Below are 12567 nucleotides of genomic sequence, written 5' to 3' on the forward strand. Positions count from 1 at the left end.
CAATCCCGTTCAATTCTGCTCATAGAGCCATCCGCCAATAGCGGGTGGAGGGCGCTTAAGTGAACGGTATTACCCTAGCGAAGACAATTTTTATCGGAGGGCTGACCCCCTGATTTTTATGCCCATAGCGAAGCTATGGGTCAAGACGCCGGTAAAAAATGGACCGCAAAGTTCTATTTGTCGCTGGCGATTTCCCAGATCGATAGCGCCCTACAGCCTCACCGGGGTGCTAGGATCTGGTGTTTTGCCGCAAGGCTCGCTCCCTTTTCTTGCATGAACCGTCCAACCACCCTTGAGTCCCCGGCTATGGAGCCCACGCTGGAGCATGTCAGCGCCCCTGTTGACCCGTGGCAGCGTTTTGGCAGTCTCCTGGTGCGCGCTGGCAAGCTCAGCGCGCGGGACATGGAGCGCGCCATGGCGGCGCAGCGGGAAATGGGCGGCTCGCTGGACCGGGTGCTGGTCAGCCTTGGCCTCGTATCCGAATTGGATGCAGCGCGGGCACTTTCAGAGCATCTTGAGCTGCCTTTTGTGGCTGCAGATGCCTATCCTGATCACCTACCGGAAACCGAAGGCCTGCTGCCCGAATTCCTGAAGGCGAATCGGGTGCTGCCGCTACGTGCCGAAGAAGGCCAGCTGGAAGTCGTCATGGCGGCCCCCCAGGACGCTTTCGTGCTGCAGGCCTTGCGCCTGACTTCCGGCTTGGCTGTGCACCCAAGCGTCGGTGTGCCCAGCGATATTGAAAAGGCACTCACGCGCTTTCTCGATGAAGCTCCTGCAAGCGAAGAAGATGAAGAAGGCGCAGAGCTGGAAGGCGATTCTGGCGATTTCGTAGAGCACCTGCGCGATCTGGCCAGTGAAGCGCCGGTGATCCGCTTGGTGAACGCCGTCATCGGCCGCGTGATCGAGCTTCGTGCCTCGGACATCCACCTCGAACCATTCGACGATGGCCTGCATGTGCGCTACCGAGTGGATGGCGTGCTTCTTCCTGGCGAATTGGTCCCCGCTCGTCTGGGTGCAGCCGTCAGCTCGCGCGTCAAACTATTGGCGCATCTTGACATTGCCGAGCGTCGCTTGCCGCAAGATGGTCGCATCAAGACCCGCGTCAAGGGGCGCGAGCTGGATCTGCGGGTTTCAACTGTGCCCACGGTGCACGGCGAAAGCGTGGTGATGCGTGTGCTGGACCGTGCCAGTGTGCGCTTCAGCCTCGAAGACATGGGTTTCGAGAAAGATACGCTCGCGCGGTTTAATCAACTGGTTTCGCGGCCGCACGGCATTTTGTTGGTTACGGGCCCCACGGGTTCCGGTAAAACCACGACGCTCTACGCGGCGCTGGCAAAGCTAGACTCCACCACGCAGAAAATCATTACCGTCGAAGATCCGGTTGAATATCAGCTGGAAGGTATCAACCAGATTCAGGTGCACGCCCAGATTAATCTGACCTTCGGCAACGCGCTGCGCTCCATCTTGCGGCAAGATCCGGACATCATCATGATCGGTGAAATGCGAGATGGAGAAACGGCGCAGATCGCCGTGCAATCCTCGCTCACGGGTCACTTGGTGCTTTCTACGCTGCACACCAACACGGCAGCCAGCGCTGTGGTGCGTATGCAAGACATGGGAGTGGAGCGCTATCTCATTACTTCCACCGTCAATGGCGTGCTGGCACAACGGCTGGTGCGCCGGCTCTGCCGGCACTGCCGCGTTGCGGTGCAACCCGCACCCGAGTTGCTGGAGACCTCCGGGCTTGGCAAATTTCTGTCGCCCGGCGCTCAGATCTACGAGGCCAAAGGCTGTGAGCACTGCCGCGGTACCGGCTATCAGGGCCGCGCGGGCATTCACGAGCTGCTGGTAGTGGATGAAGATATGCGCAGCGGCATTTTGCGGGGCCTGGATGCCAGCGCCTTGCAGAACTTGGCCATCAAGGCCGGCATGTACACACTCTATGACGATGGCCTTCGCAAGGTGGCCTCCGGGGTGACCAGCCTGGACGAAGTGTTGCGCGTGACACAGGATCAAAGCGATGCCTGAGTTCGTCTGGCGAGCCGCCCAGGCCAACGGACAACTCGTCGAAGGCCGGACCGAGGCTGCGGCAAGTGCAGCCGTCTTGCGTCAGCTGCGCGAGCGTGGACTGACGCCTATCCATGTGGAAGACGCGGCCTTGAGTCGTGCCAGCACCAAGGGTGTGCCCGGGCTGCGCGTGAATACGCGGATCGACAAAAGCGCCGTCAAGGCGGCCGATGTTCTGACACTGACCACTGAACTTTCCATCATGCTGCGTGCAGGCTTGGCACTCGACAATGCGCTGCGCGTCTTGATCGAGATGAGCCACAAGCCCAGCGTGAGTGTCTTGCTCGAATCCATCCTGGAAGACGTGAAGGGCGGCGCTACGTTCAGTCGTGCGCTAACCGTGCACCGCGAACATTTCGGCGATTTTTATATCAATATGGTGCGCTCTGGTGAGGCCAGTGGCCAGATGTCGCAAGTCCTTGAGCGCCTGGTCTCTCATATGGAGCGGCTGCGAGCGCTGCGCGAAAGCGTGGTCTCCGCCACTTTGTACCCGGCCATTTTGCTGGGCGTGGCGGTGATCTCGCTGGTAGCCATGCTGGGTTTCGTGGTGCCCCAGTTCGAGCAGCTTTTCAAGGATATGGGAGACGCATTGCCCATGCCCACGCGCATTGTCATGGTGCTGGGGCAAGTCTTTCGCAGCTACGGGCCCATTCTTTTGCCTGTGCTCATACTCGTGGCCTGGCTGATGTTGCGCTGGCTGCGCTCGCCCTCAGGCCGTGCCAAATGGCAGAACTGGTTGCTGGGCTTGCCCATTCTTGGCCCATTGCTTCACAAATACGAGTTAACGCTGTTCTCGCGCTCGTTGGGCACCCTGCTAGGCAACGGCGTACCTCTGCTGACGGCGCTGCACATTGCCACTGAAACGGTAGGAAATCAGCGCTTGCGCGAGTCGCTCGCCAAGATGGCGCCCATGGTGAAAGAGGGCACACGGATGGTCGTTGCCATGCAATCCGCTCAGATCTTTGAACCTTTGGCTATCAACCTGGTCAGAGTGGGAGAAGAAACGGGTCGAATCGGGCCCATGATGACCGAGTTGGCCGATATCCTGAACCGTGACGTGGAAACCGGCATCAAACGTTCGCTCACTTTGCTGGAGCCAATTCTTATTTTGGTGCTGGGCGTATTGATCGCCGCCATCATTGTTTCTATTTTGCTTGGCATCCTGTCAGTCAACGATCTTGCCCGATAAACCCTGTAAAGAGAGAAAAAGCGCCATGACACCTTCTGCGCTGCGCCAGCGTCCTTCCTTGACTTTGCCCACTTCCAACCAGCGTCGCAGTCGGGGTTTTACCCTGATTGAATTGCTGGTTGTGCTGGCTATTCTTACCTTGCTAGCCGGTATCGTCGGCCCCCGTGTGCTGAACCAGTTAGGGGGTGCCAAATCCAAAACCGCCGCACTGCAAATCTCCGATATTGATAAAGCGCTTGAAATCTACAAGCTGGATACCGGCCGTTACCCGAGCAGCGCCGAAGGCTTGCAAGCGCTCACTGTCAAGCCCGGCTCAGCCAACGGCTGGAATGGTCCTTATCTGAAGGGCGGCGTTCCGAACGACCCTTGGGGCAATCCATACCGCTATGCCAACCCCGGCCCTAATGGCGGCATCGAAATCCTTTCGCTCGGCGGTGACAACGCCCCCGGTGGCGAAAGCGAAAACGCCGACGTACGGAACGTGAACTGAGTTTTCTCGGTTCTTGAAGCAGAAAGCGATGCAGCACTCCTGGAGCGCTGACGGGGCTAAGGGATATTCCCTTCAGGCCCGGCTTGCTCCTTCCCCCTCTGGGGGAAGGTTGGGATGGGGGCGCGCCCCGCGTTCCCAAGCTCACCCGCTCCATGCACCCCGCAGACTCGCGCCATCGAGTCCGTCCCTCGGTGGAAATAAGGCGAGCGTCCGGCGTGTGCAGCGCGGTTTCACCCTCATTGAAATCATGGTGGTGATGGCCCTGATGGCTTTGCTAGTCGGCCTGGTACCCATCGCTTTTGGCCGCTTGAACGAATCTGCCCAATACCGCGAAACCGTGCGCGCAGTCCTTACCGATATGCGCACGGCACGCTATCTCGCGCAGAGTGGCGGTGCTGACGTTCGTTTTGCGGTCAACCTTAATCAACGCAGCTTCGGTGTTGAAGGCCGCAAGCGCCATATCGTTCCCGAACCTTTGAAAATTCGCGCCGTCATGGCCCAGCAGGAAGCAGATGCCAATGGAGACATGGCGATTCGTTTCCTCCCCACTGGCGGCGCCAGCGGTGGCAGCGTGGACCTGCTTCGCCCCTCGGGTGGCGGTGTGAGATTGCGCGTCGACTGGTTTACGGGCCGGGTCGAACAAGAGCCAGTCGGTCCATGAGCTTAAGTTCAGGACCTATCCGGGGCCGTGCTCAAGGTTTTTCGCTGCTTGAGATCCTTGTGGCTTTTGCCATCATGGCTATAGCGCTGGGCATGCTTTATCGAGTCATGGGCAATAACGCCCGCCACACGGGCCAACTCGCGGGCCAGGAGCGCGCGATAGTCTTGGCACAGTCGCTGCTGGCCGCGTATCAAGTGGTTCCCGCAGAGGGCGTTCAAGCCACAGGTGAGACAGCTGGATACTCCTGGGCCCTGCAAAGCACACCGTATGCCACGCCCGCGAACAACGAAGCTCGCGCTGCGCGGCTGCAGGAGTTGCGCATCACAATTCAGTGGGCAGATGGCAACAATCAGCGCAGCTATACGCTCGCAAGTCTGCGTCCCGAACGGCGGCCGCTGCCAGGAGGGCGCTTATGACAGCCTGTCGTTTTGCTGATAGGCCTCTTTTGGGTGCTGGAACCATCCGTGGGTTCACGCTCGTCGAAGTATTGATCGCCCTGACTCTGCTCTCACTCCTGATGCTCGGACTCACTGGAGCCATGCGCGCCATGAGCCAGACGAGTGAAGGCATTGAAAGGCGCATCGACGCTACAGATCGTCTGCGCGTGGCGAGTGCTCTGCTCAACTCCGTACTCAGCGAGGCCTCGGTTCGTCGTTTGCCAGACGGAGCCAACCGGCAAGCTATTTTTTTTGAAGCCACCCCTAATTCACTCGCCTGGATAGGCGTCATGCCGGCGCGTTACGGCGTGGGTGGGCGCCATTACATGCGCTTGGCGCTGGAAGGCTCTCAAGTCGTGTTGCGCTATGCCCCCTGGACAGGGGCTCCGGTTTACTCCGAGTGGGCGAGTGCAAGTGCACAGGTCGTAGCGGAGACCGTTTCGGGGTTCGATCTGCGGTATCTGGAGCCGGAATCCCTTCAGTGGCTGGCGGCTTGGCCACCTCCGGACTTGCGGCCTAATGTTGTACTGCCCTCGGCCATTGAAGCCACGATTCATGGCGTCAATCCGCCTTGGCCGTCGCTGGTGGTCTCTGTGCGAGGTCTGGCTGCCACAGATCCATCTATCGTGAGAGGGGCGTGGGGACCATGAGCACCATGAGCACACCACGCCTTGATCGCCGCCATGCAGGCATGGCTTTGATCGCCGTCCTCTGGATCGTTGCCGCCTTGAGTTTGCTGGTGGTTGGCATGTCCCAAACGGTTCGGCAGCAGATTCTTGTTGCGGGAATGCAACGCGACGAAGTGGTCGGGCAGGCCCTGGGGGAGGCTGCGGTGGCGCTGACGCTGCAAGAGTTACAGGTGGCTCCACAGCGCCCTCGTGGCGTCGTTCAGATCAACCAGCGGTTCGACGGCGTCGACATGGCGGTAGAAGTCATGCCACTCAACGGTTTGATTTCTCTCAACGGCGCTGGCCCGGCTTTGCTGGCCAACGTACTCCGGGTAGCAGGGGGGCTAAACTCTTCCGCTGCCGATGCGCTGGCCTTTGCCATGGTGCAATGGCGGGACGAGCGTGCCGAAGGAAGTGACAAACGTTGGTTTGAAGCCGTTGAAGATATTCTTCTGGTGCCTGGCTTTGACTATGCGCTGTATGAGCGCGTGAATTCCGTCTTTACGGCGGTGACACGCAGCGGAGGTGTGAATCCGATGGCCGCTCCACCGGAGGTACTCGCCGTGTTGGCAGATGGTAACTTGGCGCGCGCCGCCAGCATCGCTCAGAGCCGGACAGGCGCCGATGCCAACGTAGATACCAGCTCCCTCAATCAGGGCTTTGTGGCCAGGGGCGGTGCAGATGAATATCGAATTTCGGTCAAGGTTCCGCTGGAAGAAGGCAAAATGCTGCTCCTGACGCGAGATATTGGCCTGAGCCCTACCCCCTCCGGCGATCCCTGGCGCGTATTTTCCGCGGCGCGCCGAATCAAGTCCGCCTCCTCGTCCTGACTTCAGGAAGTGCTTATTTTCAATAATGCTTGCATCAAGCCCTGATCAACGTCGTTTTTTCGGCCTGGACATCTCCCAATGGCCAAGCCAATGGTCCGCAGCTGGAGATTTGCTGCTGCGCTCGCGCGCGCTTCAATGGCTCGCGCCTGTTGTTCGTGTCCAGTTGACTCAGGCCAACGGCCAGACCAGCGCATGGGACATGGTGCAAGGCGTGGCGGCCTACCCTGTAGAAGGGCAAAGCGCACGCGGTGATCAAGGCAGTGAACTCCTGGCTATCGAACTCTTGCCGGAGCAGGTATTGCGTCGCCAACTGGTGCTGCCGCAGCTTGCGCGCGCTGATCTTGCCCGAGCGGTGGCACTTGAGGTGGCCGCCATATCACCGTTTCCGCCAGAACGCACTGCCAGCGCCTTCGCCGCACGGCCCGGCCCCGGGGGAGACACCCTGTCAATAGACGTGGCGCTGACCTCCACACAGGAAATCGACAAGCGTCTGGAGCAGGTATCTGGCGCGGCTGGCAGCACGGCATTGGCGAGCTCAGCCAATGCTGAAATCTGGGTGTTACCCGGCAATTCCACCAACGCTCGTGAAACCTGCGTACCGCTGGTGTTCGAAGGCTACGGCGGCGCCGAGCGCAAGCGGCGAGCTGCACGTGTTCTCGGCGTACGGATAGCGCTTCTGGCACTGGCTTTGCTTCTGCTGATTGCAGTGGCGGTCACGCCCACTGTGCAGGCCACACTGAGAGCAGCACAGGCGCAGCAGGCTTTTGACCAATTGAACATCAAGGCTAAGCCACAACTCGCTCAACGGGAGGAAGTGGTGAAGCAGACGGAGCGCCTGCAAACCATTGCTAAGCTTGCCGAGCAACAATTGGCGCCGCTGCCAGTGCTTGACATGCTCACCAAGGCCCTTCCTGACAGTGCCTGGCTTTCCAACCTGCGGCAGGAGGGCGCTAAAGTCACCATCAATGGTATTGCCGACGATGCAGCTGCTTTGGTGCGCATCCTGGGCAACCAACCCGGCGTTGCCGGCGTGCGTTCGCCATCTCCGGCCACGCGCGTTGGTAACAGCAATAAAGAGTCTTTCTCGCTCGAGCTTACGCTCGATCCTGCCGTCTACGGTATGTTGCGCACAGGAGTCGCACCATGAGCGGGGAGGGAATTTCCATCAAACGCAAATCTCTGCGCCCTGAGCATGCATGGCTTCTGGCAGGTGCGGCCTTGCTGGCCGCAGTGCTGATCGCCGGTGTCGGCTATGTGGTGGCACGGCACCATGAAGCCACCCGCGTTATGGAGCAGCTCGAGCCCCGCTTTGCGCGTGTGGCAGGCCTGCGTGCCAGCGGCGAGCGTTTACGAACCACCGAGCGGGCTCTTTCGGACAACTTCGCACGCCTAGCCTACGGCGCAGAAGGTGATCCTGCCCAGGCGGGGAATGCGGCGCTGCAGCAATTGCGCACGGCGATGACTGCACGCGGCCTCCAAGTCGCCAGCAGCCAGGTGCTACCTGCCCGCGAAGACGGGAACTTACTGCGCATTGGCCTCAATATGCGCGTGGAAGGCGATTTGCCTGCGCTGCGCGACTTCCAGCGTGACATGGCCGCGAACACACAGACGCCCATCATATTTATCGAGAACACCCAGCTCGCTAACCAACCCGCACCAGGGCGTCCGAACAACATAGTGGCACAACTTAATCTGTTCGTGCTGAAGGTGCGCCCATGAACCGCCGCGTTACTTCCTTGCTGCTTGGGATTAACCTGTTGTTGGCCATTGCCCTTGGTTTGTTGTGGGCTGGTTTCGGAGGCGCCAACCGTTGGGAGCCGCCTAAAGCCCAGCCTCCTAATCTTGATGACGCACGTGCGGCCTTGTTGCGCCCGCATCCTGAGTCCGCTGCCGCGTTTGCGCAGATTGTGGAGCGGCCGCTTTTTACAGCCGGCCGGCGTCCACCGCCACCTCCTGCCCCTGAAGCGGCACCGTCCGCGCCGGTGGTCCCGCCCATTGAGCTCGACAAGGTCAAGATGTTCGGCACCATTAATGGGCCGGGACTCCGTGGGGTGCTGGCTGAAGTCGAAGGCAAGTCTCGTTTTGTGCGTAGCGGTGAGCAAATTGGTGAATGGACTTTGCGCCGTGTGCGTAGCAACGAAGCAGTTTTTGAAAAAGGTGACGAAGAGCGCGTAGTTCCCTTGCCGCTGGCCGCGGGTGCTGCGCCGAAGACTGCAGCTGCGAGCCCAACGGCCACGCCCGGAGCCAGGCCAGCACCTGCGCGAACCAGCCCCACGGCGCGCCCAGCACCGCCTTCTCTCATGTCTCAACTCCCGGGAATGGGACTTCCTCCGGCAACGCCGGCTCCACCGGCCGCGCCACCGGGCGCTTCGCCTTCCAGCAATTCGGCTACCGATGCTCCTTCTCCACCTCGGATCAGGGGATCTTGGGGGCCATGAGTTATTCCAGTGCTTACATGACGGACAGTGGCGTTCACACAAGGGCTATGAAGTTGGTCGACGATAACGCCTTGCCGTTACAGGTTTTCCTGCCCTCCAAGGGTAGGTGGCTGGGTTTGCCCCGGCCTTCGGGGCTCTCAGAGTGAAGCCCCCGTTGCTAATAGGTTCACAGATGCATCCACAACGCTCCTCCCTTTCCTTGCTAGCCCTCACACTGCTGGCTGGTTGCGCCACCCAGCCCGGTTCGGCGCCAGCCGTTATGCCCGCCGCGACTGAATTAGCTGCCGCGCCCTTGCCTCAGTGGCCTGCCGCTTCCTCTGCCAGGAAGGCCGAGCCCAAACCCAAACAAGAAGAAACCGATGCCGCACCCGTCATCATTCGTGGCAATGATCAGCTCCTGAAGGGGGTTAGCGCCGGGCCGGGCACCATCAAGGGGCAGCCCACCAGCTTCAATTTTCAGGATGCACCCACGGCCGAGGTCGTGCAGCTCATGCTTCGCGATCTTCTGAAGGTCGATTACGTGGCCCATCCTCCGTTGCCTGGCACGATTACGCTTGTCACGCGCGCTCCCATCAGCGCTGACAAGGCGTTTAACCTGCTTGAAAGTGCGCTGCAGATCAACGGTGTGGTTCTGGCGCGCGATGCACGCGGCACCTATCACGTCGGTACCCCGGACGCCCTGAGCTCCATCGTGGCTGCCCCGCGCGTGGCAGGTAATGGACCCTTGCCGCCAGGGTACGGCGCCATCGTCATTCCGCTGGAATATCTTGGCGCGCAGGAAATGGCCAATATTTTGCAGCCATTGGTCAAGGCCGGTTCCGTGGTGCGCGTAGACACCATGCGCAACGTGCTGGTCATGAAGGGCACCCGGGCGGAAGCCGAAGGATGGTTGGATCTGGTGAATACCTTTGACGTCAACATCCTGCGCGGGATGTCTGTCGGAGTGTTTCCCCTCAAGCACACCTCGCCAGCTGAAGTGCAAACCGCGCTCCAGATGCTTTCCGGAACCACCCCCACGGGCACTACCCCACCCGCAGCTGCCGCACAGGGCGCCGCCGGTAACCGGGGCGCCGGGGCTCAGCCCACAGGGGTTCGGCCTGGCGCGGGCGCTGGTGGGGCTGCCGCCGCAGCTGCTGCCGCACAGCCCCCCGTCGGCGCCAATGCACTGGGAGAGGGCAGTCCATTGTTTGGCGCCGTGCGCGTGATGGCTATTGAGCGTATCAATGCCGTGCTCGTGGTGACACCGCGGTCTTCCTATCTGGATGAGATCCGCTATTGGATCGAACAGTTTGACCGCCCCAACATGAACAGCGCAGAACCTCAGCTGTTCGTCTATAAAGTGCAGAACGGCTCTTCCGACCATCTGGCCGAGCTGCTCAATGGTATTTACGGTGGCACCGCGGCCGGCACAGGTGGAACGGGTGCCACAGGCGTGGCGCCTGGCTTGGGTACTACCAGTAACACCTCCGGAGGCTTTGGTGGTCTGGGTGGCGGTGGTGGTTTCGGCGGCGGCGGCGGTGGATTCGGCACTTCCGGCTTTGGTGGCGCTGCTTTCGGAGCCAATCCGCTCAACCGCAACGTGCCTTCCAACCAGCAGCGCGCTACTGTCAGCGGAACCACCATGTTGGGCCAATCGGTGCGCGTCATGGCGGACCGCATCAATAACACGCTGCTCATCCATGCCAAGCCTTCTGAATATGAGCGCATAGAAACCACGCTGAAGCGACTGGATATTCAACGCGCTCAGGTACTCATCGAAGCCACCATTGTCGAAGTGTCACTGGGCGATGGCCTGGAGTACGGCCTGCAATGGGCATTCAATAACGGAATAGGTGGTACCTCGTATCGCGGCACCGGCATGCTCAATAACGGCACGGTTGGCATCCCGTTGCCCGCAGGTTCTACGAGCTTCAGTTTCCCCAGTGTGGGAGCTGGCGCCGGCTTTAGCTACGCCCTCGGTAACACAGCGGCCGGGATCAAGGGGATACTTAGCGCGCTTGCTCAAAAGTCGCTTGTCAAAGTCATATCCAGCCCTTCTTTGCTGGTGCTGGACAACCATGCAGCCAATATTAGCGTGGGCACCCAGGAGCCTGTCAACGTGGGCGGTGGCATTGTCACGGGCACTGTGACGACCACGGGCAACATTCAATATAGGGATACAGGCGTCATGCTGGGCGTGACGCCTTCGGTCAATGCGGGTGATCTGGTCACGCTCGATATCAATCAGCAAGTAACCGACGTGCTGAACGGTGACACGGCCACCCAACAACCCAAATTCACGCAACGACAGATCCAGTCGCAGGTGGCGGTGCGCTCTGGTGACACCGTGGTGCTCGGTGGTCTCATAAAAGACAATGCCTCTACGGGTAGCAGCGGCTTGCCCGTGCTTTCCTCCATTCCCATTATTGGAGGCCTGTTTGGTAAGCAAGAGAAGAAAAGCTCCCGAACCGAGTTGCTCGTGATCTTTACACCCCGCGTGGTGCGATCGGATGAAGATGTCCGTGCCATAAGCCGTGAACTTCGTGACCGTATGGGTGGCCTCACTGCCTCTGGTATTTCCACCTTGGTCCCCAATCCGGTTAAATCATCTCCTTAATAAGTCTCTGGAAAATACCGGCGGATTCGAAAGTGAAGTGCAATACTTGTCACAGAGTAAGTGTCAGAAAATGTGATGCGTTACTTTCGATGCGGCCTTATGAAGTTTGAATTCCGTTCGCCGTGGGAATGGTTTAAGCCCTTCGACAATCTCAGGGCGAACGGTTAATACATCACCGTACAGGATCAAGAGTCCAGCTCAAGTTTTGCTGAAGGTCAGCGTACGAGAGGAAGGCCGGATTCCCGAGCGTTCTGAGATTTATCTCACTCGAGGAGCTGACGGGTAAGGGTGCTCCTGGTGGCGCTGCACTTGGCTCGTCACGATGAAACCCCCTCTGGGCTCGCACGGCTCGACGGCGTGGCCCCCAAACGCGGGTTACAGCTGTTGTCTACAAAGCACAGAATGGCTCTTACGGTTACATTGACGGGCTGTCCGCAAGGTTTGTCTTCTTCCGTCATTGGCGACTTGTTCGGGGCGCAGTGAGTTAAAACAACAGTGCCCTAACTATGTTGCCTGAGGTCTGTACGTTACGCTCGGGGTAGTGGGCTGAGGGTGTGTCTGTAGATATCTTCAGCCTTTGATTTCCTGAGTGAACTTCATGACCAAATGGATGGTCTTACCCCCGCTGGCTTTTCTAGCTGGGCGCCATTCAACCTCGTTAACCATCTCCCTGAGGAGCTTTTCCCGATGTCATTTGTAACTATCTCTGCCTTGTCGCGCCGCCGTACCCTGTTGGCTTCTACCGCCGTTTTAGCGGGCGCCTTGGTGGCAGGCTGCGCCGGCTTCAGCCCGAAAACGCCCGAGGAAGAGGTTCGCGCCCGTGCAGAGGCCCGTTGGGACTCCCTGGTGAAGCGAGATTTCGACAAGGCATACAGCTATGCGCAGCCCGGTTTCAGGGCGGTTGTGACGCCTGAGGCGTATAAACAACGCTTTGGTAGTGCCGGCTCGTGGAAGGGTGCGCAGATACACGAGGCCACCTGTGAGGCGGCGCGTTGCACCGTTCGAGTCCGATTGACCACTGCGATCAACATTCCACGTTTTTCACAGACGATTCCCGAAGTCGTGGGTTATCATAGCGAAGTGTGGGTTCGTGACGGTGGGCAGTGGTGGTTCTTTGAGAAGCTCTGAAGCCTTTTGTCAAGTGAACTCGCGCTCTTGGTGTCGTGCAAATGTTGCATAAACAAAACAGTA

At 59.5% G+C, this 12567-nt stretch carries 12 protein-coding genes; all 12 read left to right on the forward strand.

Going from position 1 to position 12567, the window contains the following annotated elements; genetic code table 11:
* Positions 1–306 precede the first annotated feature (306 nt).
* The 12 genes from gspE (at position 307) to G518_RS38345 (ending at position 12504) form a co-directional block, all read left to right on the forward strand.
* Complete coding sequence (gene gspE, locus G518_RS0107540) at positions 307–2028, forward strand: type II secretion system ATPase GspE (protein WP_028602005.1); 1722 nt, start codon at positions 307–309, stop codon at positions 2026–2028.
* Positions 2021–3256 carry a type II secretion system F family protein gene (locus tag G518_RS0107545; RefSeq protein ID WP_028602006.1) on the forward strand — a complete coding sequence of 412 codons (1236 nt, stop codon included), beginning with the start codon at positions 2021–2023 and terminating at the stop codon, positions 3254–3256. The genes gspE and G518_RS0107545 overlap by 8 nt, the downstream gene beginning before the upstream one ends.
* 25 nt (positions 3257–3281) lie before the next feature.
* Positions 3282–3746 carry a type II secretion system major pseudopilin GspG gene (gspG, locus tag G518_RS0107550; protein WP_051236185.1) on the forward strand — a complete coding sequence of 155 codons (465 nt, stop codon included), beginning with the start codon at positions 3282–3284 and terminating at the stop codon, positions 3744–3746.
* Positions 3747–3963: 217 nt separating this feature from the next.
* Positions 3964–4407, forward strand: coding sequence for a type II secretion system protein (locus G518_RS0107555; RefSeq protein WP_028602008.1), 444 nt, complete (start codon positions 3964–3966; stop codon positions 4405–4407).
* Positions 4404–4823, forward strand: a complete 420-nt coding sequence (locus G518_RS0107560; RefSeq protein ID WP_036593830.1) for a type IV pilus modification PilV family protein — start codon at positions 4404–4406, stop codon at positions 4821–4823. The genes G518_RS0107555 and G518_RS0107560 overlap by 4 nt, the downstream gene beginning before the upstream one ends.
* On the forward strand, positions 4820–5494 hold the full coding sequence (locus G518_RS0107565; RefSeq protein ID WP_051236187.1) for a prepilin-type N-terminal cleavage/methylation domain-containing protein: 675 nt from the start codon (positions 4820–4822) through the stop codon (positions 5492–5494). The genes G518_RS0107560 and G518_RS0107565 overlap by 4 nt, the downstream gene beginning before the upstream one ends.
* Positions 5495–5499: 5 nt before the next feature.
* Complete coding sequence (locus G518_RS34280; RefSeq protein WP_036593975.1) at positions 5500–6342, forward strand: type II secretion system minor pseudopilin; 843 nt, start codon at positions 5500–5502, stop codon at positions 6340–6342.
* Positions 6343–6367: 25 nt separating this feature from the next.
* Positions 6368–7489 carry a PilN domain-containing protein gene (locus G518_RS0107575; RefSeq protein ID WP_028602011.1) on the forward strand — a complete coding sequence of 374 codons (1122 nt, stop codon included), beginning with the start codon at positions 6368–6370 and terminating at the stop codon, positions 7487–7489.
* Positions 7486–8061: a type II secretion system protein GspM gene (gspM, locus tag G518_RS34285; protein ID WP_051236192.1), complete on the forward strand. Its 576-nt coding sequence runs from the start codon at positions 7486–7488 to the stop codon at positions 8059–8061. Before G518_RS0107575 ends, gspM begins: the two co-directional genes overlap by 4 nt.
* Positions 8058–8780: a hypothetical protein gene (locus tag G518_RS38340; protein ID WP_051236194.1), complete on the forward strand. Its 723-nt coding sequence runs from the start codon at positions 8058–8060 to the stop codon at positions 8778–8780. The genes gspM and G518_RS38340 overlap by 4 nt, the downstream gene beginning before the upstream one ends.
* Positions 8781–8952: 172 nt before the next feature.
* Entirely contained in the window at positions 8953–11376 is a 2424-nt protein-coding gene (gspD, locus tag G518_RS34295) for a type II secretion system secretin GspD (RefSeq protein ID WP_156909314.1), read from the forward strand.
* A 687-nt stretch (positions 11377–12063) separates the two neighbouring features.
* Positions 12064–12504 (forward strand): DUF4864 domain-containing protein, encoded by a 441-nt coding sequence (locus tag G518_RS38345; protein WP_051236195.1) that lies wholly within the window; start codon positions 12064–12066, stop codon positions 12502–12504.
* Positions 12505–12567 lie beyond the last annotated feature (63 nt).

Origin of the sequence: Ottowia thiooxydans DSM 14619, from assembly GCF_000422885.1 — a bacterium.
Taxonomy (GTDB): domain Bacteria; phylum Pseudomonadota; class Gammaproteobacteria; order Burkholderiales; family Burkholderiaceae_C; genus Ottowia; species Ottowia thiooxydans.